Origin of the sequence: Flagellatimonas centrodinii, assembly GCF_016918765.2 — a bacterium.
Lineage (GTDB): Bacteria > Pseudomonadota > Gammaproteobacteria > Nevskiales > Nevskiaceae > Polycyclovorans > Polycyclovorans centrodinii.
In genome coordinates this window covers 254,980-276,947 of sequence record NZ_CP092104.1, presented here as the reverse complement: position 1 = coordinate 276,947, position 21,968 = coordinate 254,980, and the positions used below count along the sequence as shown (strand labels likewise).

21 protein-coding genes are annotated in these 21,968 nt (G+C 65.9%); 9 read left to right on the top strand and 12 right to left on the bottom strand.

From position 1 onward, the window contains the following. Positions 1-24 precede the first annotated feature (24 nt). The 9 genes from JN531_RS01325 (at position 25) to JN531_RS01285 (ending at position 9,808) form a co-directional block, all read left to right on the top strand. On the top strand, positions 25-1,089 hold the full coding sequence (locus JN531_RS01325; protein ID WP_228347055.1) for a hypothetical protein: 1,065 nt from the start codon (positions 25-27) through the stop codon (positions 1,087-1,089). Further along, on the top strand, positions 1,086-2,930 hold the full coding sequence (locus tag JN531_RS01320) for a hypothetical protein (RefSeq protein WP_239795328.1): 1,845 nt from the start codon (positions 1,086-1,088) through the stop codon (positions 2,928-2,930). The genes JN531_RS01325 and JN531_RS01320 overlap by 4 nt, the downstream gene beginning before the upstream one ends. Positions 2,931-3,097: 167 nt before the next feature. Continuing rightward, positions 3,098-4,618, top strand: a complete 1,521-nt coding sequence (locus JN531_RS01315; RefSeq protein ID WP_228347053.1) for a hypothetical protein — start codon at positions 3,098-3,100, stop codon at positions 4,616-4,618. Between the two features lie 9 nt (positions 4,619-4,627). Beyond that, the gene (locus JN531_RS01310; protein ID WP_228347052.1) at positions 4,628-5,011 is read left to right on the top strand and encodes a hypothetical protein; all 384 of its coding nucleotides are present in this window, start codon (positions 4,628-4,630) and stop codon (positions 5,009-5,011) included. A 12-nt stretch (positions 5,012-5,023) separates the two neighbouring features. Beyond that, on the top strand, positions 5,024-5,266 hold the full coding sequence (locus JN531_RS01305) for a hypothetical protein (protein ID WP_228347051.1): 243 nt from the start codon (positions 5,024-5,026) through the stop codon (positions 5,264-5,266). After that, on the top strand, positions 5,263-5,739 hold the full coding sequence (locus tag JN531_RS01300) for a lysozyme (protein ID WP_228347050.1): 477 nt from the start codon (positions 5,263-5,265) through the stop codon (positions 5,737-5,739). The genes JN531_RS01305 and JN531_RS01300 overlap by 4 nt, the downstream gene beginning before the upstream one ends. Then, entirely contained in the window at positions 5,736-6,290 is a 555-nt protein-coding gene (locus JN531_RS01295) for a hypothetical protein (RefSeq protein ID WP_228347049.1), read from the top strand. The genes JN531_RS01300 and JN531_RS01295 overlap by 4 nt, the downstream gene beginning before the upstream one ends. Before the next feature lie 250 nt (positions 6,291-6,540). After that, positions 6,541-8,475, top strand: coding sequence for a SurA N-terminal domain-containing protein (locus JN531_RS01290; protein ID WP_228347048.1), 1,935 nt, complete (start codon positions 6,541-6,543; stop codon positions 8,473-8,475). A gap of 76 nt (positions 8,476-8,551) precedes the next feature. Next, on the top strand, positions 8,552-9,808 hold the full coding sequence (locus JN531_RS01285; protein WP_228347047.1) for a dicarboxylate/amino acid:cation symporter: 1,257 nt from the start codon (positions 8,552-8,554) through the stop codon (positions 9,806-9,808). Positions 9,809-9,812: 4 nt separating this feature from the next. On the opposite strand, the gene JN531_RS01280 is transcribed toward JN531_RS01285, so the two are convergent. From JN531_RS01280 to JN531_RS01225, 12 genes are all read right to left on the bottom strand, one after another. Beyond that, positions 9,813-10,604, bottom strand: a complete 792-nt coding sequence (locus JN531_RS01280) for an enoyl-ACP reductase FabI (protein ID WP_228347046.1) — start codon at positions 10,602-10,604, stop codon at positions 9,813-9,815. 22 nt (positions 10,605-10,626) lie between these two features. Continuing rightward, positions 10,627-11,646 carry an AgmX/PglI C-terminal domain-containing protein gene (locus JN531_RS01275; protein ID WP_228347045.1) on the bottom strand — a complete coding sequence of 340 codons (1,020 nt, stop codon included), beginning with the start codon at positions 11,644-11,646 and terminating at the stop codon, positions 10,627-10,629. Beyond that, positions 11,643-12,158, bottom strand: a complete 516-nt coding sequence (locus tag JN531_RS01270) for an ExbD/TolR family protein (RefSeq protein ID WP_228347044.1) — start codon at positions 12,156-12,158, stop codon at positions 11,643-11,645. The genes JN531_RS01275 and JN531_RS01270 overlap by 4 nt, the downstream gene beginning before the upstream one ends. After that, complete coding sequence (locus JN531_RS01265; RefSeq protein ID WP_228347043.1) at positions 12,155-12,649, bottom strand: ExbD/TolR family protein; 495 nt, start codon at positions 12,647-12,649, stop codon at positions 12,155-12,157. Before JN531_RS01265 ends, JN531_RS01270 begins: the two co-directional genes overlap by 4 nt. A 9-nt stretch (positions 12,650-12,658) precedes the next feature. Then, positions 12,659-13,291, bottom strand: coding sequence for a MotA/TolQ/ExbB proton channel family protein (locus JN531_RS01260; protein ID WP_228347042.1), 633 nt, complete (start codon positions 13,289-13,291; stop codon positions 12,659-12,661). A 69-nt stretch (positions 13,292-13,360) separates the two neighbouring features. After that, positions 13,361-13,777: a hypothetical protein gene (locus JN531_RS01255; protein WP_228347041.1), complete on the bottom strand. Its 417-nt coding sequence runs from the start codon at positions 13,775-13,777 to the stop codon at positions 13,361-13,363. Beyond that, positions 13,774-14,436 (bottom strand): tetratricopeptide repeat protein, encoded by a 663-nt coding sequence (locus JN531_RS01250; protein ID WP_228347040.1) that lies wholly within the window; start codon positions 14,434-14,436, stop codon positions 13,774-13,776. Before JN531_RS01250 ends, JN531_RS01255 begins: the two co-directional genes overlap by 4 nt. Then, positions 14,420-17,260, bottom strand: coding sequence for a tetratricopeptide repeat protein (locus JN531_RS01245; RefSeq protein ID WP_228347039.1), 2,841 nt, complete (start codon positions 17,258-17,260; stop codon positions 14,420-14,422). Before JN531_RS01245 ends, JN531_RS01250 begins: the two co-directional genes overlap by 17 nt. Further along, the gene (locus tag JN531_RS01240) at positions 17,257-19,065 is read right to left on the bottom strand and encodes a hypothetical protein (RefSeq protein ID WP_228347038.1); all 1,809 of its coding nucleotides are present in this window, start codon (positions 19,063-19,065) and stop codon (positions 17,257-17,259) included. The genes JN531_RS01245 and JN531_RS01240 overlap by 4 nt, the downstream gene beginning before the upstream one ends. Positions 19,066-19,073: 8 nt before the next feature. Beyond that, the gene (locus JN531_RS01235) at positions 19,074-19,649 is read right to left on the bottom strand and encodes a hypothetical protein (protein ID WP_228347037.1); all 576 of its coding nucleotides are present in this window, start codon (positions 19,647-19,649) and stop codon (positions 19,074-19,076) included. A 68-nt stretch (positions 19,650-19,717) separates the two neighbouring features. Beyond that, positions 19,718-20,644 (bottom strand): response regulator, encoded by a 927-nt coding sequence (locus JN531_RS01230; RefSeq protein ID WP_228347036.1) that lies wholly within the window; start codon positions 20,642-20,644, stop codon positions 19,718-19,720. Then, positions 20,641-21,963 carry an ATP-binding protein gene (locus JN531_RS01225; protein ID WP_228347035.1) on the bottom strand — a complete coding sequence of 441 codons (1,323 nt, stop codon included), beginning with the start codon at positions 21,961-21,963 and terminating at the stop codon, positions 20,641-20,643. The genes JN531_RS01230 and JN531_RS01225 overlap by 4 nt, the downstream gene beginning before the upstream one ends. Positions 21,964-21,968 lie beyond the last annotated feature (5 nt).

The window sequence follows — 21,968 nt, the reverse complement described above, 5'->3', positions numbered from 1 at the left end:
CTCATTGCCGCCCAAGCGCAGCAAGTGGACTACTCCAACACGCGAACCCCGCTCGCCGGGCTTGCGAAGGCGTTGCAGCAGATCGGCGGCGCCTACATGGGCAAGAAGGTCAGCGAAGAGTACCAAGGCAAGGCTGATGATCAGCGCAAGCGTGTCGCCGAGATACTGAAGCTGCAAAGCACCGGCGACGTGGAGGGCGCGCGGTCCATGGCGGCATCATCCCCCTTCCTCAGCGATTCGATGCAGCAGGCGCAGTTGGCGAAGCTGCTTGAGGGGCCTCAGGAGCGGGCGCAGACGCTTTCTGCCGATGACGCCAAGGCGATGGGTTTGGCCGATGGCGGCGTCTATCAGATGAAGCCGGACGGAACGATTGCTGTGGTGCAGAAGCCGGAGCAGAAGAAGCCGATCTCGGTCGGGGGCGCGCTGCTCGATCCTGAAACGTTCCAGCCCCTGTACGAGTCGCCTCAGCGACCGGAGAACAGCTACTTCACAACCTTCCAGACCGATCAGGGAATCATGCGGTTCAACAACCGCACCGGCCAGATGGAGCCATTGCAGAGCGGTGGCGAAGCCCTCATGCCGCCTCAGTACAACCCGGAGTTGCAGGCGGACGTGGCTGGCGCCAAGGCCCGGGCCGGTGAGATCGGCAAGCAGCAGGGGGCGGCTCAGGTGCAGGCTCCCGAGTCGATCAACAAGGCAGACTACGCTATCAGCGTCATCGACAAGGCGCTGGCGGCGCCAGGGCTCGAACTGATCACCGGATTGAGTGGTCGTGTCGATCCGCGTGCCTACATGCCTGGCGGAAAGGCTGCGGATGCCCGGGCGCTGCTTGATCAGATCGGCGGGCAAGCGTTCCTCGAAGCGTTTGAGAGCTTGAAGGGCGGCGGTCAGATCACCGAAGTGGAAGGTCGCAAGGCTACTGAGGCGGTCGCTCGACTCAACACTGCGCAGTCTGACGAGGCTGTTCGTGAAGCGCTCAATGAACTGAAGGCGGTCGTGTCGATCGGCAAGGAGCGCGCCATGCGCCGTGCGGGCGGGGCCCCTGCTGGTCAGGCCCAAGGCGGGTTCCGCATCATCGGAGTGGAATGATGGCGACCTATCGCGTTCAGGCCCCGGACGGCAGCACGCTGATCATAGAGGGGCCGGCCGGCGCGGCGCCTGAGGTCGTTATCCAGCAGGCTGAGCAGCTTTATCGGGCTCGGCAGCCCAATGAAGCCCAGGCGCCAGAAGTGCCGGGGGCCGGAATGCGTGCACTCATCGGCGCTGGGAAGGCGTTCGTTGACTCCGGACGCGGCCTCAAACAACTGGGACTTGGCGCTGTCGACAAGATCCCGGGGGTTGATATGTCCGAGCGACGCGAGCGGTTGCAGGGCGTCATCGACGAAGAAAAGCGCTTGTCCGCCCCGGTGATGGATTCGGGGGCGGGGCAACTTGGCTATGCCGGTGGCCTGCTGTCTACTGCCCTTCTCCCGGGGGGCGCTGTTGGCGCTGGAGCCAAGGCAGTCAATTCGGCCAAGGGGGCTCAGCTGGCGCGAGCCTTGACGGTACCAAACAGCTACAAGGGCGCAGCGGCACAGGGCGCGGCTCTCGGGGCGGTGCCGGCAACCGCATCTGATGAAAGCCGGACGTCCAACATGGCTCTTGGCGCAGTTGGTGGAGCGGGCGGGGAGCTCGCCGGGCGATTGTTGTCAGGTGGAGTTGGCATGGCCGGGGCCTTGGCCCAGCCTCTCACGGAGTCTGGACAGGAGCGCATCGTCGGTCGGCTGATCGAGAAGTTCGCCTCTGATCCGCAAAAGCTGGCGCAGGCACTCCGCACGAATTCCGATGAGTTGGTGCCCGGGAGCCTGCCGACACTCGCTGAGGTCGCCAGCGACCCCGGAATCAGCACGCTGCAACGGGCTATGGCAAATAACCCCGAAATGGGGTCGGTCATCAATGAGCGACTGATGCAGAACGCTGGTGCACGGCGAATGGCCCTGCAAGGCTTGGCCGGTGATGATGAGGCGCTCGCCGCGGCCAAGGCCGCCAGGTCTTCGGTCGCCTCCCCCCTCTACGAAGCCGCGGCCGAAACCGTTGTGCAGCCCGATGAGGTGCTCGGCAAGTTGATGTCGCGCCCCAGTGTGCAGAAGGCGATGGGCGAGGCCAACCGCTTCATGCAGGAAGCGGGGGAAACGATTGACGAGGGCGTTTTCACTGGTCGTCAGTTGCAGTACATCGACCAAGCGTTGTCCGATGCCATCGGGGCCGCCGGTAAGAAGGAGCAGCGCCTGCTGCTGAAAACCCAGTCGGAACTGCGCGGATGGATGGAAAACAACATCCCCGAGTACATGGAGGCGCAGAAGCAGTTCGCCGAGCTGAGCAAGCCAATCAACCAAATGCAGGTCGGGCAGACGCTCTATGAGGCGCTTGCCCCGGAACTGACCAACTACGGCGCGCTCGGCAAGGAGACAGCAGCCACCCTCGCCAGGGCTGTTCGCAACGCCTCCCAGACCGTCAAGAAGTCCACCGGCATGCGCAAGGACCTCAAGGACGTATTGACCGACGATCAGTACCATCTGGTTGAAAATGTACTGCGCGACCTTTCACGGAAGGCCAACGCTGATGATCTTGGGCGGGGCCCCGGCAGCAACACCGGTCAGAACCTTGTGTCGCAAAACGTCATCCGACAGGCACTTGGCCCGCTTGGGCTCCCTGAATCGTTCACCGAAGCCAATGCAATGCAGCGGCTGGTCACGCCGATATCGAAGGCCTATGGCCTGTTCGGTGCCGAGCAACAGATGCAACGGCGCTTGGCCGACGCTTTGGTGAACCCGCAGAGCATTCAGATCCCGATGCGCCCCAATCCTGCGAACCCGCAGTCGTTGGCGCGTGGGCTGCTTGGCCAGGCCCCGGCGCTTGCCGGGTCGGCCGGAGCGCTGTCAACGCAGTAGTACCTGCTTCACCTTCCCTTCGGGGATGAAGTGAAGGATCGCCCGCGCCAATAGTTTCACGAAAAAAAGCCCGATCAAAAGGATCAGGGGCTTCAGAGCCATTGCGAGTGCGATTTCCACTCGCCAGTTCTATCCCACATCACCCCCCGCTGCAACCGGAGCTTCCCATGCCATTCAATGGATCGGGCACGTTCAACCGTGTCCACAACTGGCAGAGCGATGCTGCCAACAGCATCCCGATCACCGATACGAGGATGGACGCGGAGGACGACGGGTTCGCAGCGGGACTATCAAATTGCATGACGCGGGACGGCCAATCGCCGGCAACTGCAAGCATCCCGATGGGGGGCAACCGGATCACCGGACTTGCAAATGGCGCGGCCCTGACGGACGCCGCAACGGTGGGCCAGCTGCAGAACGGGGCTGTGCATTGGGGCGGTACATCTGGCGGCGCAGCTACAGCCCAAACCATTGCGCCAACTCCGGCGGCTACCGCCTACGCAGCGGGGCAGACGTTCAAGTTCATCAGCGGGTACGACGCTGGTGCTGGGATGACCCTGAACGTCAGCAGCTTGGGGGCCAAGACCGTGACGATCCGGCAGGGGGCTGTGGCTGCTGGCGATTTCGCGGCAGGCGACCTGCTGACGGTGACCTACGACGGAACCGCCTTTCATCTTGTCGGTGTGGCGATTCCGGCCTTCGGGAAGGTGGCGGTATCTGGTGAATCAGATGTTGTCGCCGATGGAATCAAAGACACCCTGACGCTGGCTGCTGGAAACGGCATCGCCATTACAACCACCCCAGCATCGGACACGGTGACGATTGCGGGGGCAACGAACTATCAAGAGTTCACGTCCTCGGGCACTTGGACGAAGCCGGCGGGCATCACGTTTGGTCTGGCTGAGTGCTGGGGCGGCGGTGGAGCCGGTGGCTCCGGGAGACGTGGGGCGGCTGGAACCGACCGATCCGGCGGCGGCGGCGGATCCGGCGGCTCTTACACCTATCGCCTTCTGATTGCGTCAGCCCTTTCGGCGACTGAAGCCGTATCGATTGGGGCGGGCGGCACTGGCGGCGCAGCTGTTACCACGAACGACACCAACGGCAATGCCGGCACTGATGGGGGAACGACGTCTTTCGGGGCGCATTTGGCCGCCTACGGCGGGCAGGGCGGTTTGGGGGGAACGAACACCGCTGGGAATGGGGTTAAAGGAGCCGGCGTCTTGTCGTCTGTCGGTGCGCCAACCAGTGGCGGTTCGGGCAATGCTGGGCAATTCGGTGATGGCGCAACCTCTACTTCTCCAGTTCCTTCCGGGTTCGGTGGCGGCTCGGGCGGAGCGCGGAATATCGGATCAGTCGGCGGCGGCGGCGGTTCCTCGTTCGCTGGCGGCCCGGGTGGCGGTGCTGGCGGTTCAATCTCCAGCAGCAACGTTTCCTACAACGGTGGGGCCGGCGGCACCAACGCAGGGACCGGCGGGACCGCATCAAACGGCGGCACAACCCCGGGCGGAGCTGGCGGCAACGGAAGTGGCCGAGTCGGCGGCGGCGGCGGTGCTGCCGGCGGAGGCGCTGGTGGTTCTGGAGGTGATTTTGGCGCCGGGGGTGGCGGTGGCGCGGCCAACGTCAATGGCAACAACTCAGGCGCTGGCGGCGATGGCGGAGATGGCCGTTGCCGCGTCTACAGCTGGTAAGGAGCGAACATGAAATACGCAGTGATTCAGGATGACCGCGTTGCCAACATCATCGTGGCCACGGAAGAGTTCGCGCAGAGCATTGGCGCTGTCCCGGCTGAGGGGGCAAACATTGGCGACCTGTACGCGGATGGCCAGTTCACCACGCCTCCCCCGGTTGTCATCGTACCGGCCTCTGTAACGGCCCGCCAAGCGCGTCTGGCTCTGAACGCTGCCGGTCTACGGACACAGGTGGAATCAGCCATTGCGCAGGCCGATCAGGCCACGCAGGACACATGGGAGTACGCCACGGAGATTGAGCGCGGCAATCCCATCGTGGGGTTGATCGCCTCCGGCCTCGGACTGACCGATGAGCAGGTGGACGCGCTGTTCGTTGACGCTGCGACGTATTGAGCCGGAGGAAGAATGGCAATTCAAATCTCTGGCGCAGCGTCGGAAACAGCGAAGCTCACGCCGCCAGTAGTTGCGCTCCTGACGGAGGCGACTGCGGATCAAATCATCGCGGTGCTGACGATCGCTTACCTGGTCATCCTGCTGGGCCACAAGCTGTGGAGCTGGCGCAACGAGCATGGCGACCGGCGAGAGAGGCGAAGTGGCAGGGATCGGCGGGGTGGGTCTGACCGCCGCAACCCGGAAGACCTGCAATGAGCGTCAAGGGACGGATTGCGGCCCTCGGTCTTGGCTCAGCCTTGGCGTTGGTCGGCTCGTTCGAGGGGCTGCGGCATGTCGCCTACCTCGACCCTGTGGCCGTGCCAACGGTTTGCTACGGCCACACGGCCGGCGTGGAGCTGGGCCAGACCTACACCACCGCGCAGTGCGAGGAGCTGCTGGGCGAGGAATTCTGGCAGGCGGTGATGACTGTTCACCGGTGCGTGCCGGTGCCGCTGGCGCCGCACGAGCTGGGGGCTTTCGCCTCGGCGGTCTACAACCTTGGCCCTCGGCTGGTCTGCGACACCGGATCCAGCACCGCGGCGCGGATGCTCAAGGCCGGCGACGTGGCGGGGGCCTGCAACCAGCTCCCCCGGTGGGACAAGGCGAGGGTAGGCGGTGTCCTGATGCCGCTGCCGGGCCTCACCCGTCGCCGGGAGGCTGAGCGCCGCATGTGCCTGGGGCAGGCGTGAACGACCTCGGGGCGACCCTGCTGGCCGTGCTGATGCTGGTGGTGGCGGTGCTGGCCGGCACTGTGGGCTACACGCTGGGCGCGGCCAACGCGCCGGTGCTCGAAGTGGTCCGATACGCCCCCGCCGTGCGCCAGCCTGATGCCTCCCTGATCGCCGAGCGCGTGCCAGACCCTGACCCGCCCCCGCCGCCTCACCGGCTGCCAGAGGGCGCCCAGGAGGTCCGCAGGGTGGCCACTACCGCCCGGCCGCATGAGGGCACCACCGACGTGCGCATCAACTGGTCGCTGATCCGCGACGGCGCCGGTGGCCAGCGCGTGGTCGTCAGCAGCCCCGATGCGTCGATCTTGGGTGCCGTCGACACCCCGATCCTCCCCGGCTTGCTGCCGGCACCGCCGCGGCTCTGGGCGGCCGGTGTCAGCTACGACCCGTTCAATGACCGGCCGGGGGCATGGGTGGAGCGCGACATTGGCCCACTGAGGGTCGGGGCCGACGTGCTCGCCGCCGAGCATGGGGGTGTCCGGGCGTTGGTTCGGGTGGGGTGGCGGTTCTGATTGCGATAGCTGCTGAAAACCTTCACAATATCTACAAGCGGGCCATTGATTTTATTGGGGGTTTTCGGCGCCCCGATATTCAGAAGATCAGACCTAAGTGCTTGATGATTCGAGCAATAGGTAGTGACTCTTAATCAGTAGGTTCCCAGTTCGAGTCTGGGGCAGCCCACCAAACGGTACGCACAGCCCGGCTCCCGCCGGGCTTTTCGTATCAGCCGCCGTACATGGATAGTAGGTAGAGGGGAACAATATGCTGCAGTCCATCCGTGACAGCCTCACCGGTTGGGTGGTGTGGTTCATCGTCGGGTTGATTTCCATCCCCTTCGTGTTTGTGGGGATCGAATCGTTTCGTACCGGCTCCAGCGACCCGGTGGTGGCCGAAGTGGGTGATGTCGAAATCACCCAGGGCCAGTTTCGCGCCGCCTACGACCAGCGGTATCAGCAACTGCGCGGCATGCTGGGCGAAAACTTCCGTGCTGACCTCTTCGATACGGCCCAGTTCAGGCAGAGCGTGCTTGATGACATGACCCGCGAAGCGGTGCTGCGTCAGTACGCCGAGAAAGGCGGGCTGCGTGCTTCCGACGCGGCGGTCATCGACTACATCACCACGATTCCGACCTTCCAGGTGGACGGGCGTTTTTCGTCGGACCTCTACCGCGAGGTATTGGCACGGCAGGGCTACACCCCCGACGGATTCGAAGCCCAATTGCGCAATGCTCTGGCGATCGAGCAGCTGCGGCTCGGCGTGCTCGAGTCTGGATTCGTCACTGACGAGATGGCCGAATACAGCTTCCGGCTGGCGCAGCAGCAGCGATCGCTCAGCTATATCGAGGTGCCGGTCGCCCGTTATCGCGCCGAAATCGGGGCGCAGCTGGAGGCCGGGGCCGTTGCCGATCGCTACGAGGAAACCAAGGGCCAGTATCGCGCCCCGGAGCGGGTCAAACTGGCCTACGTGGTGCTCGACCGCGAGGCGATGGCGTTGGCCGATGCGCCCGAAGAAGACGTGCTGAAGGTGCTCTACGACGCAGAGAAGGCCCGTTTCGTCAGCCCGGGCGAGCGCAAGGCCCGGCACATCCTGATCAACTTCGGCGAAGACAAGGACAAGGCCCGGAACAAGGCGGAGGCGCTCAAAGCCCAGCTCGACGGGGGCGCCGATTTTGACGCGCTCGCCAAGGCCGAGTCCGATGATGTCGGCAGCCGCGATGCCGGCGGTGACCTTGGCTGGATCAGCCGTGGGCAGATGGTGGAGGGCTTTGAAGAAGCCCTGTTCGCGCTCGAAACCGGCGAGATCAGCAAGCCGGTGGAAACCGAGTTCGGGTTCCATCTGATTCGTGCCGATGACATCAGGCCGGAGGTCACCCGCACCCTCGAGGATGCGGAAGTGCGCGAGGCGCTGGTGACCCTCTACCAGAATCGCGAGCGCGACCGCCGCTTTCAGGCCCAGCAGGAGCAGCTCGAACAGATCGCCTTCGAAAACCCCGGCAACCTTGACGCCGTGGCGACCGCGCTGTCGGTGGAGATTCAGGAAACCGACTGGTTCACCCGGGCCGGTGGTGAGGGCCTGGCGGCCGAACCACAGGTGATGACGGCGGCTTTCTCGCCCGAGGTGCTACAGGACGACGAAAACAGCACGCCGATCGCCCTGGCCGACGGCCGCCTGGTGGTGATCCGCAAGGCCGCCTACGAGCCATCGCGCCAAAAGCCGCTGGCCGAAGTGGAAGACGCTGTTCGCGACGATCTGATCAGCGCGCGTGCCGCGGCCAAGGCCGCCGAGGACGCTGCCGATCTGCTGGCCTCGGCCCGTAGCCGAGAGCGGTCGCTGGCCGATCTCGCGGCCGAGCGGGGGCTGACGGTTCGGGCCACCGGACCGGTGCAGCGCAATCAGGAAAGCGTGCCGACGCCGGTGCTGTCGGTGCTGTTCCGGTTGCCGCGCCCGGTCGATGATGCAACCCCCAGCCTGGGACTGGCGACCCTCGACAACGGCGATCGCGCGGTCGTTGCGCTGTCCGCCGTGAACGATCCCGAGGCCAACCCGGTGGTACTGGACGAGCAGCGCGGACAATTGGCCGAGCTGATCGCCGGTCTCGAGTTCAACGCCCTGCAGCGCATCATGCGGGACGAAGTGGGCGTCGAGACCCGGTTGCCGGACGAACTGCCTGCTGACGGCAGCGACGCTTTCAACTGATCGGCGTTCCGCGTTCGAGGCCGTCACCTGTATCCGGGTGGCGGCCTTTTTTCTGCCCGGCTGCTATCGTCGGCACATGAAACTTCACTGGCAAATCCTGATCGCTCTGGGCGCCGCCGCGCTGGCGGGCGCGCTGCTGGGCGATGTCGAAGCCTTTATCCGTGTCTGCGACATGGTCGGCACCATCTTTCTCAACGCACTGAAGATGCTGATCGTGCCGCTGATCGTGTCGGCCATGGTCTGCGCCATGCTGGGGATCGGCAGTGGCGATGCACTGGGGCGGCTGGGATGGCGCACGGCGCTCTATTTCATTGCCACCACCCTGGTCTCGGTGTTGACGGCACTGGTGATCATCAACCTGTTGCAGCCCGGCATCATCGACGGCCAGCCGGCCGGTGAGCGCCTCGGACTGTCGGCCGAGACCGGCGCGGTCCTGGAACGGGTCGAAGGTCGTGGCGGCTCTGACATTGCCGACATCTTCGTGCGGATCGTACCCGCCAATCTGTTCGACGCGGCCGTCAATGGCGACATGCTGGGGCTGATCTTCTTCGCCATCCTGTTCGGCTATTTCACCGCCCGACTGCCCGGTGCGCTGGGCGCGGTGCAACAGCAGTTCTGGCAGGGGCTGTACGAGGTGATGATCGCCATCACCGGCCTGATCATGAGATTGGCCCCGCTCGGCGTGTTCGCGCTGGTGACCGAAACCGTCGCACAGACCGGGTGGGGTGCGCTCAAGCCCTTGGCCTACTTCTTCTTCGCCGTGGTACTCGGGCTGGGGCTGCAGATCGCGCTGTGGCTACCGCTGTTGTTGCGGGCCTTCGGGCTTTCCCCGCGTGCCCACTACCGGGCCACGCTGCCGGCCCTGCTCACTGCATTTTCCACCAGCAGCTCAGCCGCGACACTGCCCGTCACCTTCGACCGGCTGCAGAATCATGCCGGGGTGTCGCCCCAGGTGGCCGGCTTCGTGCTGCCGCTGGGGGCCACGGTGAACATGAATGGCACCGCCCTCTACGAGTGCGCGGCCGCCCTGTTCATCGCCCAGGCGTACGGTCTTGAGCTCAGCTTCGTCACCCAGTTCACGGTGGTGGTGCTGGCCCTGCTGACGTCGATCGGGGTGGCGGGCATCCCCTCCGCCAGTCTGGTGGCGATTGCCGTCATCCTCACCGCCATCGGCTTGCCGCTCGAAGGGGTCGGGCTGATCCTCGCGGTCGACCGGGTGCTCGACATGTGTCGGACCGCCGTCAACGTCTTTGGCGATACTGTCGGTGCCGTGCTGATCGCACGGCTGCAGGGCGAACCGGTGCTCAATCACCGGCCGCCGACGCCACCCTAGCGGCTCAGGGGGTGTCGGGGAAGCTCATGCCCATGTTGTGATAGCCGGCATCGACGTAGAGGATCTCGCCGGTAATGCCGGCGGCCAGATCCGAGCTGAGGAAGGCGGCGGTGTTGCCGACATCCTCGATGGTGACATTGCGTTTCAGCGGGCTGGCCTGTGCCGCCCGCGCCAGCATCTCGCGAAAGCCGGAGATGCCAGCCGCCGCCAGGGTCTTGATCGGCCCGGCGGAGATGCCGTTGACGCGAATCCCCTCCTCACCGAGATCGGCCGCCATGAAGCGCACGTTGGCCTCCAGGCTCGCCTTGGCAGGCCCCATGACGTTGTACTTGGGGACCGCACGCACCGCGCCGAGGTAGGTCAGGGTCAGCAGTGAGGCCGGGCGCCCCTGCATCAGCGGCCGCGCCGCCTTGCCCAGCGCAGCGAACGAGTACGCCGAGATGTCATGGGCGATCTGGAACCCCTCGCGGGTGACGGCATCGAGGTAGCGACCCTGCAGCTGCTCGCGCGGTGCGAAGCCGATGGAGTGGATCAGGATGTCGAGGCCCCCCCACTGATGCTGCAGCTCCTGCATGACGTTGGCGATCTGGGCGTCATCGGTGACATCCAGCGGCAGCACGATGTTGCTGCCCTGGCTGGCTGCGAACGCCTCAACGCGGCTCTTCAGGCGGTCGCCCTGATAGCTGAAAGCCAGCTCCGCCCCCTCACGCTTGAACGCCTCGGCGATGCCGGTGGCGATGGAGCGGTCGCTGGCGACCCCCGTGATGAGCGCCTTTTTCCCCTGCAGGAAACCCATGGTAATCAACTCACTGTGGTGGTTATAGGAGGACGATGGGATAGTCTTTGACGTCGAACGGCGGCACGTTCTTGGGGCCGAAATTGATCAGCCCGATTCGCGCCATCACCCGTTGTTCGACGTCGGCATCGCCCAGCTCGCTGCGGACCAGTGTCAGCTTGCTCATCGAGCCGTCGGGCATCACCGTGAAGCTCACCACGATCTTGCCGCGCAGGTTGGGGTTGGTACGCAGTGCGCGGTTGATGATGGCGGTGATGGCGCCCTTGTTGCGGTCGAAGGCCAGCTGGATCTCTTCCAGCGTGCGGCCGGGAATGACCTTGTCACCGCCCTGGCCGGGCTGTGTCCGGTCTTCGCCAAAGCCCACCGGGCTCTCGATCACGGTGGTGTTGCGTTTGCCGAGACCGGTGCCGGCATCGGTACGACGGGTGTTCCCGACACCCTGGCCACTGATGCCGCCGGAGCCCTGGCGAGCCGAGTCGGCAATGTTGGCGGTGGTGCCGCTGCCGCTGCCACTACCGCCGGCCGTGCCGACCACCGACGAGGCGGAGGTCAGTGGCTGCGCCGCATCGATCCCCGTCAGGGTGTCGCTGCGCAGGGCATTGAGCTGATCGAAAACCTTGGCCTGTTCCTGTGCGCGTTGGCGTGCCGCGGCGGCTTCCCGTGCCCGCAGAACCGCGGGATCCGGCGTTGGCGCGGGGGCCGCCGTCGGCTGTGGCACGGCGGGCGCGGCCGGCTCGGGTTCGGGTTGGGTTTCAGCTTCAGCCGGTTCGGGTTCCACCGGGTCGGGCTCCGCCTCTTCGGCTGGTGCCGCTTCCTCGACTGTCTCGGCCACTTCCGCTTCCTCGCGGTCGTTGATCAGCTCGACGAACTGTTGGCCGGTGAGGGTGCCACCGCCGCGGGTCAGACCCACCAGGTCGAGGAAGGGCACGATCAGGGCGATCAGCAAAACCGGCAACGCGATCAGCAGCAGCAGGCGCTGAAAGCGGCGGTCGGCATCGTCGGCCAGCTCCCAGGTGAGCCATTGGATGGCCTGAGCGCTCATGGCGTGCCTCCACCCGGCTTGCTGACCACAGCCAGTGAGATCCGCGAGAACTTGGCATCGGTGCAGGTGGCCATGACCTTCTTGATCAGCTGGAAGGGGGTGTCCTTGTCCGCCATGATGTTGACGTCCCCGCGCGAGACCTGACCCGGCGTGCCGCCGACCACCGGCGCCAGCGGCGCCTGCAGCAGTTCCGCTTTCAGCGTCGGGATCACCGCGCTGTCGCCGCTGGTGGCTGTGTCCAGCGCACTGACGCGGCGGCCGTTCACCAGAATGGCGTCACGGGTGATCATCAACAGCACCTGCTCGGCCGGCTTGTCGGTACTCAGGGATTCGGGCAGCACCAGCTCCTTGGCATTCGGCAGCACTTCCACCTGTGAGGAGTTGACCAGCAGGAAGAACACCAGAATGGTGAAGATGTCCATCAACGACACCAGGTTCAACCCGGTGGTCTTGCGGCTGCGACTGAGCCGGCGGGAGATACGCTGACTGCGGATCGATGCGCTACGAATCATGGCGCCCCCTCGACCGGCGGCGCTTCGCCGACGGCGATCCGCGGGAACATGTCGACCTGAACACCGGCCTGGGCTGCCGGCAGGTAGTGCACGGCGTCCATGGCGTGGATCAGCACGTCGTAGGGGATACCAGGTTCCAGCAGCAGGCTGATGTTGTCTTCGGCCGGGCGGCGTTCCTTGATCTCGGCCAGCGCGGTGGTGACGGCCGAAAACTCGTAGAGGTCGCCGGTGCGCGGCCAGTGCTGCTGTACCCGGCCGCCATCCATCAGCGTGAGGCTGCCCTGACGCACCACCAGCTCCAGCCCGGGCACAGGGGGTTCCTCCGGCGTGGCCGCGCTGTTGTCGGGGAGGTTCAGCTGTTTGACCGCCAACTGGGTGAACACCGCCGTGATCAACAGGAACGGCACCAGCGCCACCATCAGATTCATGAAGGCGGTGATGTTGAGCTCCGCCACATCATTGCGGCGGGCGCGGCGCAAGCGTCCGATCATCAGGGTGCCTTAGTGCTTGAAGCCGAAGCTGTTGAGGAACTTGATCGCGGCCATTTCGACACTGTCGATCAGGTCGTTGGCGGTCGACTGCAGCACGGCGTGCATCAGCAGCAGCGGAATCGCCACGATCAGGCCGAAGGCGGTGGTGTTCATCGCCACCGAAATCGACGCCGACAGCAAGTCCGCTTTTTCCGCCGGATTGACATTGGCGACCGCGGTAAAGCCCTTGATCAGACCGATGATGGTGCCCAGCAGGCCCATCAGGGTGGCGATGTTGGCAAAGGTGGCGAGATAGTGGGTGCGCCGTTCCAGCAGCGGTGTTACTTCCATCAGCGACTCTTCCATCGCCATTTCCACTTCTGCCCGGGTGCCGGCTGTCTTGGAGCGCGACAAACCGTAGCCGAGCACACGGCCGATGGCGGTCTGCGAATCAGCTGCCAGCTGCTCGGCGCCCGCATGGTCGCCCTGGTTCAGCAGCGGCAGCATGCGGCCCCACAGCGCCCGGTTTTCCTTGCGCGCACGCTTGAGATAGAGCCAGCGCTCGGCGGCAATGGCCAGGCCGATGACCATGACGATCAGCAGCGGGTACATGAAGGGGCCGCCTTGCTGGAAGAAGCGAAGCACGGTGGTGAACACTTGCATGGGTGAAGTCCTCGGGGTGAAAAAGGCTCGGCCGGTGCCGAAGAAGAATCTGGATGTTCAGGGGATGAATCAGGGCGTGCCCACCGCGGGCACGTCCGGGGTGACGATATTGCGCGACTCCAGGGTGTCCGAGAGGGCGTTGTGGTACTCGATCTTGCGCACGAAAACCGGCTCGTCGATCGGCAGGATTTCGGAATGCACAAGGCGTACCGGGCGATCCATGTCGGCGCGGGCGGCACTGTTGCGCCAGGGCATGATGTACAGCCCGATCGGCGATTCACGGTCGCCGACGATCACCGTGCCGCTCTGGTCTGGGGCCACCATCGGTTCGACATCAGTGTCCGCGCCTGCAGTCGGCAGTGCCGGTTCGGCCGTCGCTGTCGCCGGCAGGTCGCCGCTGGTCGCCACGCCCGGGGCTTCGTCCTGTGCTGGCAGCGCAAGCGGCCAGACCAGGCCCAGGGTCAACAGTAGGGGCAGCGCTTTCATGGGGTTTCCTCGGCCGCGGCAGAGGCGTCTGTCGTCGTCGCCGCTGCAGCAGCCTGCGCCTGTTCGATCTCGGCGATCCACACCAGCACCCGCAGGTCATCGCCACCCTGCAGCTCGAGATAGCGGCGGTAGTGGTCCAGCGCCTCGTTACGCGCGCCGGGAACGTGGCTGTCGAGCAGTAGCCCGAGGTTGAGATGGGCCTCCGCGAACTCGGGGCGTGCCGTCAGCGCAGATTCATAGGCAGCACGGGCTGCCGGGTACTGCCCGGTTTCCCGCAACACCATGCCGAGCTGGTTGTAGGCCGTGGCGTTGTCCGGGTTCAGGCGCACGGCGGTCTCGAAGGCACGGCGGGCGTCAGCAGGTCGTTTGGCGCGCTGGTGCAGCAACCCCAGATTGGTCCAGGGGCCGGACTGCTCGGGTGCATCGACTGTCAGGGCCTCGAAGGCGGCCCGGGCTTCGTCGAGCTGGTTGCGGCGCATCAGGTCCACCGCATCGGCATAGCGCTCTTCGGGTGTTTTTTCGACCACCGGCTCCGGCGCCTCCACGGAGGTGTCCGGTTCGGGGCTGTCGTCCTTGCGATCCAGACCGGCACAGCCGGCCAGGACCAGCATCAGGCCGGGCAGCAACAGCCACCGCAGCAGATCAGTTGAACGGTTCATAGACGGTCTCTCCGCGCTCGACGCGGCCATACAGTGCAGGGGCGATGGTCACCAGCTGGCGGTAGCTGTTCTGAATCCACTCGTCATACAGGCCCTGCTGGATACGCCGGAGGTTGGCCTCGAAGGTTTCGATGGCGCGCTCCTCGAAGGGGAATGCCTGTTCCTCCAGTAACAGCTCGTACTGCTCCAGCGCCAGTGCGTCCAGGTTGCGCGGTCGCTCCGAGCCGATCAACGCCTTGGCAAAGCCCTGATACAGGCGACCCAGCTCGAAGGTGGCGGCGGTGGTGACCTCGGCAAAGCCGAACCCGGCTGCCTGGGTGAGCGACTGAATCGCCGCCTCCATTGACTGCCGTCGCGGCGGCAGTGAGTTCTCGATCGGCAGGGTCAGCGCCAGCTTGTCGGTATCGGTGGCCAGCATGCGACCGATCGCCAACGACGACTCGGCGGCCTTCAGGCGGGTGGCGTCGGTGCGCTCAGCGCCGGCGCCGGCATCGGCCGCCACGATCTGGCGCAGCCAGAACAGCTGACGCTCGCGGTTGCCGGCGGTTAGTGTCACCAGGCGGCTGCGGGCAGTCATCGCCCGGTCGACCGGGCGCGGCCAGGCGCTGACGTAGCGCTCGTAGGCCGCTGCCATCTCGCCATCGGCACCGGCTTCGTCGAACAGGGTGGCTGCGAGCCAGGCCGCATCCTGGCGGATGGCGGGGCTTTCGGTGGTGCGCTCGGCGATGCGGGCATAGACCTGTGCCGACTCGAAGGGCTGGTCGTTGTTCTGGTAGGCCACGGCGAGCTTCTTGTCGACATCCGGCAGCAGTTCATGCTGCGGATAGCGACCCCGGAATGCATTGAGCTCGCGGGCCGCCTCGGGCCAATCCTCGAGTTCGAACAGCATCGACGCGCCATCGTAGTCCGCAGTCGCCAGGATGCTGGCCTCGGGGGCGACCTCCTTCACCCGCAGGAAGTGGAACACCGCCTGGCGCAGGGCGCCATCGTCGCGAGCGCGTTCGCCCTGCTTGTACACCGCAGCGGCCAGCAGCTCGATGATCTCCGGGCGCTCCTCGGCCTTGGCGGTGACCAGTGCCAGCTCCTCGACGAAGGCTTTCTCGGCGTCGGCGTAGCGCTCCATCGCGAAGTGGCTGTTGGCGGTGACCCGCCAGCTGTTGCGCCGCAGCCGGTAGTCCACCGGCGGCGGGTAGTCGAGCACCCGGGCAGCCAGGGTGATGGCCTGGTCGTAGTCCTTCAGTTCGTAGAGGTCTTCAGCGGCGCGGGTCAGCACCGGCAGCAGCTGCCCGTGCCCCGGGTAGGTGTCGGCAAACCGGATCGACGCCGCGATGGCCTCGCGCAGGGCCGGTTCACGCACCTCGGCGGGTTGGGCGTCGGCATGGGCGTGATAAGCCAGCACCGAGGCGTGCGCCGCGTCGGCAGCCCGCACATGGCGCGGATAATCGTAGGCGGTACGGGCGTATTCCTTGGCCGCTTCCAGCAATTCCCCGCCGTTGAGCAGCGACTCCGCCAGCAGGAAGTTGATTTCGGCAATCTCGCCGTCGTTCGGATAGACCTCGAGAATGCGGCGGAAATAGCCCGCAGCGGTGAGGAAGTCAGCCCGGGCGACGGCCGCATCGGCCTCGGGGGCCTGCTGACCCTTGGCATAGAAATGCCGCGCCAGATCCGCCAGGTGAATCCGCAGCTCACCGAGCACCACATTGGTGGCCGGGTTGCCGGCCCAGTAGGCCGCCGCTGGGTCGTAGACCTCCGCATAGCGGGCCTTTTCGCGGACCACCAGGTCATTGAATCCGCCTGCGGCATAGGCGGTGATCACGCGGGACTGGAAGTCGGGCGCGGTGGCATGTTGCGGATGCCGCTCAATGAAGGCGGCAGCGGCTTCGGCGGCGTCGGTGTAGCGCTGGCGTTCCAGCAGCTGGTCCCCGAGGGCGACGTAGAGCAGCGGGAAGAAGCGCGGATCGCCCTCGCGGGCAAAGTATTCGTTGGCCGCCATGCCGCCGCCGAGGTTGGCGAACGACAGGCTGATCACGCGCAGGGCGTCGCGGGCATAGTCGGCCTGGGTGCCGGTGACACGGGCGAGCGCCAGCTTGGGTTCGAAGTATTCGGCTTCCGGCAGCACCCGTTCGAGGATGTCGACGAACACGTCGACCGCAGCGGCATAGTCGCCCTGCTTGTACCGCGACCAGCCGAACTTGTACTGGGCCGGCTCGAAGAACGGCGTGTCCGGGCCCATGCCGAGCACGATGCCGTATTCGGTTTCGGCTTCGGCATAGCGGCGCTCGAAGAACAGCAGCTCACCGCGGCGGAACCGGGCATCGCCGACCAATCGGGAATCGGGGTGCCGGGTTGTCAGCTCCGCCAGGGCATCGATTGCCGCCGGCGTTTCCCCGAGGTTCTGCAGCGCGCGCGCACGCTGGTAGTGGATGCGATCGTTGGCCGGGTCGTCCGGGTTGTCCTTCAACAGCTGTGAATACAGCTTCAGCGATTCGCGCAGGTCGCCTTCCACCGCCTCGGTATTGCCCTCGGCATCGGCCACCTGCACCTGCAGGTCGGCCAGCCGTCGCCGCGATTCGTCACGTGTTTCGTCGTCGGCACTCTGCAGTTCCAGCAACTTGCGATAGTTCTCGATCGCCTTGTTGGCATCGGCCGCAATCGGCTCCGAGCGGATGATCGGCAACACCTCTTCCAGCGGCGCTTTGCGCTTGCCGAGGGTCTCGCCGATATCGGGCGTCGGGTCGATCTTCGACGCCAGCGGGCTGACGCAGCCCGACAGCGCCAACGGGATCAGGGCCAGCGCGAGCCCGCGACGGGTCGGGGTGTTCATTGCAGTTCACCCTTCAGTTGGCGGTCGTACAGCCGGGCCAGCGCAAAACGGGCTTCCACCAGGTACTTCTCGATCATCTTCTGCTGGCCTTCCAGTTCCTTGCGGCTCATCTCGGTCAGCAGTTGTGACTGCTCATCGGCCGCCGCCTGCACCTGAATCCGCAGTACGCGCACATCTTCCAGCAGGCGCTGGCTGCGCTCATACGGGCCGTCAAAGCGGGTCGGCGCGGCCGCCGTACGCAGCCTCAGCGGCGGCATCGGCGCAGCCTCGGGTGCCGTCGTCATCTGCCCGGGGGCCTGCAGGCGGGGCGCCAGGGTCAGGTCCACGCGCAGGCCCTCCAACCGCGGCGGCAGCCGATCTTCGGTGGCGCGGGCGAACAGCACGGGCGGTGCAACCGGATCGCGGGGGTTCTCGCGATACTGGCGGCCCACCGCGGCCAGTCGCGAGCGCCAGCCCTCGAGATTGCGGGCGAGCAGCCGCAGATCACGGTAATTCTTGAGCGCCTCCTGGAACCGGTGCTCGGCCAGCAGGTCCTGCAGATAGTAGGTTTCCGGCGCGTCCGGCAGGTCTTTCAGGGCCCATTCACGCCCCGACTCGGCATTGACGTCGCGGCGGACGATGGTCTCCACCATGCGGCCACTGTCGATGGAGGTCATGGCAACCCGCATCCGGACGCGGTTCTTTTCGAGTTCCTCGACCGCCCGCTCGTAGTACTGCAGCGCCTGGGTGTGGGCGCCCAGCTTGTCGAGCGAATAGGGGATGGCCAGCCAGCCTTCCTGCACCGCCGGGTCGAGCGGATTGCGGCTGATCAGTTCGATCCAGGCCGCCAAGGCACGACGCAATCCTTCCTCCTCTTCTTCCGCCACCTTGACCAGTCGGAAATTGCGGAAGCCGGCGCGGTAGTAGACATCGCGTTCCAGAAAGCCGGGACGCAGCAGGCCGCCGATGGTGGAAAAGTTGGAAAAAGGATCTTCATCCTCGATATCCGCGGCCCGGCGCTGCCGTTCACCGCGGGGGCTCAGCTCGGCCCAGCCGAGGCCGAGCAGGGCGCGGTTGGAGAACGGCCCCTCAACGCGAATCCGCTGAAAAATGGATTTGGCCGAGCCGCCCAGCTTTTCCTCCAGGAAGTGCCAGCCCAGCGTCAGATTGGCCTTGTCCCGCAGCGCCTGCTCTTCCAGCGAGGTGATGGTCATCCGGCCGACCCGGTCGAGCTGGGCGCGGCCAAGGTCGGTTTCACCACTGTTGAGCAGCGCCACTCCGAGGTTGTAGCGGTTGTAGGCGGTGCCGAACGTGCTTTCATCCAGCTCGGTCAGGATCTCCACCGCCTCGGCATAACGACCCTGCGACAGCAGCACCTGTGACAACTGGTCCTGCCAGCGTGGCACCAGCCGCTGCGGCAGCTGATCGCGAACCGCGTAGAGCCGGTCGGTGGCCTCGGCGTGGCGGTCGCGCTGATAGTCGAACTCGGCCATGCGCAACTGCGCGTCAGCCCAGCGGGTGTTGTCCTCGCTGGTGGCGGCCAGCGCCCGGTAGATGCGGTCGGCATCGTCGCGCAGGGCGAACGCCAGCAGCGCGTCCGCCAGCTGCCACTGGTAGGTTTCCGACAGCCGTTCGGGCGCACGCTCGCCGGCCAGTGCCTGCAATTCCATGATCGCGCTCATGTAGCGCTTGTCGGCCGCCAGGGTCTGCGCCATCCGCAGGCGCGGGTCCTGGGCACTGCCGCTGACGTAGGCGGTCGGCGCCGCCGACACCCAGGCCGGTGCCAGCAGGGCGCCCAGCGCCAGCCACAGGCTGGAGCGCGCCATCCGCCCGCTCACGGTGCCACCGCCTTGAGGTCGCGCAACACCAGGGTGGGGCCATTGCTGCGGCGGGGGCGGGTCAGCATCAGCTCCACCTCGCCCTGGCTGAGGCCTTTTTCAAAGCTGGATTCGTAGAAGCCCTCAAACGGGGGTGACGGCTCGTCACCCTTGCCAACCGCATACGCCCCGCGCAGCCGGACCTGCAGTTGGTGGTTTCCGGGGTCGAGATTGGCGCGCGCCACCCGCAGCAGACCCCCACTGGTGAGCAGTGCGGTGGCTTCTTCGGTGCCCATCCGATAGGTGATGGCGGGGCGGTCGTCAATGGTGATCACGATCTCCTCGATCAGCAGCGGGCTGATATCGACGCCGAAATAGAAACTGGTACGGGTCGCGTCGGGGTACAGCAGGGCATCTTCGACCTGTTGCGCCTGGCTGTTCAGCAACAGGATTTCGTCACGTAGTTGCTGGACACTACGGTCCAGTTCGACGCGCTCGGGCGCTCCCGCCGACGCCAGAGGGGCGAGCAGCAGGGCGGACACAGCCGTGATGAGACCAGCGGATGACGCCTGGAACGCGAAGCGAACATTCATGTTTTAGCCGACTCGGGAAGCGATCCGAGTGTAACAAAGCCGCTGAACCCGCGGCGTCAGCCGATTGATCAGCGGGCGACCGGAACCGTCCGACCCCGCAGCCGAGAAAGCACGCCCATCACCCGTTGCGCCACCGAGGCCTCGGCACTGTCGCGTATCGGCTCGACCGCGTGGGCCTGGCGCAGGGCTGGGGCATCGCGCAGGGCCTGATGGTGGCGCAGCGCGCTGGCCAAACTCATGCCCAGCGGGCCCCGCCGCACCGGTTTCGGCAACAGACGATAGACCTGGCCCTGGTTGATCAGCCCGATGAACACCGAAACATCCTGAAATGGCGTCAGGACGATGCTGACGATGTCCGGGTGTTCGCGCTTCAGCAACTTCAGGAAGGCGCCGACGTTGCTGCCGGCCACCCGCAGCTCCGAGACGATCACCCCGATCGGATGGGCATCGATGAGCGGTAGCGCCTCGTCGATCGAACGGGCCCAATGGACGGTCACCGCCGGCAGAATCTCCCGTACCTCCTGCACCACCGTGACATCGTCCTCCACCACCAGTACCGCCGGCCCGATGGCCGCCCTCGGGGTCACCGGCAGCGCCGTGGCGGCCGGTGCGGTGCGCAGCGCGCGAGCGATGTCGGCGGCCTGTGCCACGGTGCTGCGCAGGTCCTCGGCATCCCAGGGCTTCTGCACGAAGCGGAAGATCTCGCCTTCGTTGACGCTCGCCACCACTGCATCCAGCTCGGAATAGCCGGTGAGCAGCACCCGCATGGTGTCGGGCGCCCGCAAACGGGCCTGGCGCAGCAAGGTCGCGCCGGTCATCAGCGGCATGCGCTGATCGGAGACGATCACGTCCGGCGGGCGTTCGTCGACCCAGCGCAGCGCCTCGCGGGCGTCGGTGGTCATGCGGATGTCGTAGCGGGCACGGAACAGCATGCCGAGGGAACGCAGGATGCGCTCCTCATCATCGACCAGAATCAGGGACGGTTTCGGGTTCATGCGGCAACGCGCTCCGACGGCGTGATGGTGGCGCGCCGGGGCAGGCTGAGCACGAAGCGGGTGCCGATGCCCGGCTTCGACGCCACCTGCAGACGGCCGCCATGGGCGTCGACGATCTGGAAGCTGATCGACAACCCGAGGCCAGTGCCCTGGCCGACCGGCTTGGTGGTGAAGAAGGGATCGAAAATCTTCTCGAGGTGCTCCGGGGCGATGCCCTTGCCGTTGTCCTGCACGCTGACATGCACCCAGTCCGGCTCGACCTCGGTCTTCAGCAACAGCTTGCCGCCCACCTCGGGCACTGCCTGGGCGGCATTGGTGATGAGGTTGAGCAGCACCTGGTTGATCTGCGACGGCGAGCAGCTCACCACCGGCGCATCGGCATAACGCTTGACGACCTCCAGCCGACCCTTGATCACGTTGTTGGCGATCATCAGGGTCTGGTCGAGACAGTCATTCAGTGACACCTCGGCCAGGCGCGACTGGTCCAGTCGCGAGAAATTGCGCAGGTTGACCACCAGGTCGCGGATCTGGTCGACGCCGAACAGGGTGTCGTCGAACAGTGCGCGGGCATCCTCCACCACGCCGCTGCCGGCGAGGTCGGCGGCCAGGGCCGACACCGTGCCGATCTGCGCGCCGAGATCGGTCTCGTCCACCCCCGGGTCGGCAAACATGCGCCCGAGGGCATCCATCTGCCGCACCGCGTCGGCCAGCTCGCCGAATACCCCCTGTACCATCTCGACGTTGTTGCGCACATAGCCCAGCGGCGTGTTGATCTCGTGGGCGACGCCGGCCACCATCTGCCCCAGCGAGGCCATCTTTTCGCTTTGCACCAGCGCCGCCTGCGATTGCTTGAGCTCGGTGAACGCCCGTGCCAGTTGCGCCGCGCTGGCGTCGGCGCGGGCGCGGATGGCGGCGAGCAGATCGAGCACCACCCCCATGCCGCGATAGCGTCCATCGGCGGTGATGGCGAAATCCTCGGTCAGCGGGGAGCCGATACGGGCGCTGACCTGTGCGGCGGCCTGCTCCAACGGCATGTCCAGCGGCACCATCAGCGGCTCGGTATTCATCAACGATGTCACCGGCCGGCTGCCGTACAGCTCGCGCCCGAAGCGCCGCAGGAACACGCCATTGAGTGCGTGACGGCTGAGGGTGCCGATCACCACCTCGTCGCGTACCACCGGCAGGCACAGCAGGCCCGCGTTCTCGCTGGCCAGCAGCCGCTCGGCGGCGGCGTCGATGGTCATCTCCGGGCGCAGCGGGGTCACCGCCATGCACAGCGCGGCGACGTCGTCAGCAGGAAGGGCGGCAGGGAGCGACATGCGCT

Excerpts from the sequence above, each read along its gene's own strand:
- JN531_RS01320 (WP_239795328.1), top strand. The coding sequence starts at position 1,086 with ATGATGGCGACCTATCGCGTTCAGGCCCCGGACGGCAGCACGCTGATC.
- JN531_RS01315 (WP_228347053.1), top strand. The coding sequence starts at position 3,098 with ATGCCATTCAATGGATCGGGCACGTTCAACCGTGTCCACAACTGGCAG.
- JN531_RS01310 (WP_228347052.1), top strand. The coding sequence starts at position 4,628 with ATGAAATACGCAGTGATTCAGGATGACCGCGTTGCCAACATCATCGTG.
- JN531_RS01305 (WP_228347051.1), top strand. The coding sequence starts at position 5,024 with ATGGCAATTCAAATCTCTGGCGCAGCGTCGGAAACAGCGAAGCTCACG.
- JN531_RS01300 (WP_228347050.1), top strand. The coding sequence starts at position 5,263 with ATGAGCGTCAAGGGACGGATTGCGGCCCTCGGTCTTGGCTCAGCCTTG.
- JN531_RS01290 (WP_228347048.1), top strand. The coding sequence starts at position 6,541 with ATGCTGCAGTCCATCCGTGACAGCCTCACCGGTTGGGTGGTGTGGTTC.
- JN531_RS01285 (WP_228347047.1), top strand. The coding sequence starts at position 8,552 with ATGAAACTTCACTGGCAAATCCTGATCGCTCTGGGCGCCGCCGCGCTG.
- JN531_RS01280 (WP_228347046.1), bottom strand. The coding sequence starts at position 10,604 with ATGGGTTTCCTGCAGGGGAAAAAGGCGCTCATCACGGGGGTCGCCAGC.
- JN531_RS01275 (WP_228347045.1), bottom strand. The coding sequence starts at position 11,646 with ATGAGCGCTCAGGCCATCCAATGGCTCACCTGGGAGCTGGCCGACGAT.
- JN531_RS01270 (WP_228347044.1), bottom strand. The coding sequence starts at position 12,158 with ATGATTCGTAGCGCATCGATCCGCAGTCAGCGTATCTCCCGCCGGCTC.
- JN531_RS01265 (WP_228347043.1), bottom strand. The coding sequence starts at position 12,649 with ATGATCGGACGCTTGCGCCGCGCCCGCCGCAATGATGTGGCGGAGCTC.
- JN531_RS01260 (WP_228347042.1), bottom strand. The coding sequence starts at position 13,291 with ATGCAAGTGTTCACCACCGTGCTTCGCTTCTTCCAGCAAGGCGGCCCC.
- JN531_RS01255 (WP_228347041.1), bottom strand. The coding sequence starts at position 13,777 with ATGAAAGCGCTGCCCCTACTGTTGACCCTGGGCCTGGTCTGGCCGCTT.
- JN531_RS01250 (WP_228347040.1), bottom strand. The coding sequence starts at position 14,436 with ATGAACCGTTCAACTGATCTGCTGCGGTGGCTGTTGCTGCCCGGCCTG.
- JN531_RS01245 (WP_228347039.1), bottom strand. The coding sequence starts at position 17,260 with ATGAACACCCCGACCCGTCGCGGGCTCGCGCTGGCCCTGATCCCGTTG.
- JN531_RS01240 (WP_228347038.1), bottom strand. The coding sequence starts at position 19,065 with ATGGCGCGCTCCAGCCTGTGGCTGGCGCTGGGCGCCCTGCTGGCACCG.
- JN531_RS01235 (WP_228347037.1), bottom strand. The coding sequence starts at position 19,649 with ATGAATGTTCGCTTCGCGTTCCAGGCGTCATCCGCTGGTCTCATCACG.
- JN531_RS01230 (WP_228347036.1), bottom strand. The coding sequence starts at position 20,644 with ATGAACCCGAAACCGTCCCTGATTCTGGTCGATGATGAGGAGCGCATC.
- JN531_RS01225 (WP_228347035.1), bottom strand. The coding sequence starts at position 21,963 with ATGTCGCTCCCTGCCGCCCTTCCTGCTGACGACGTCGCCGCGCTGTGC.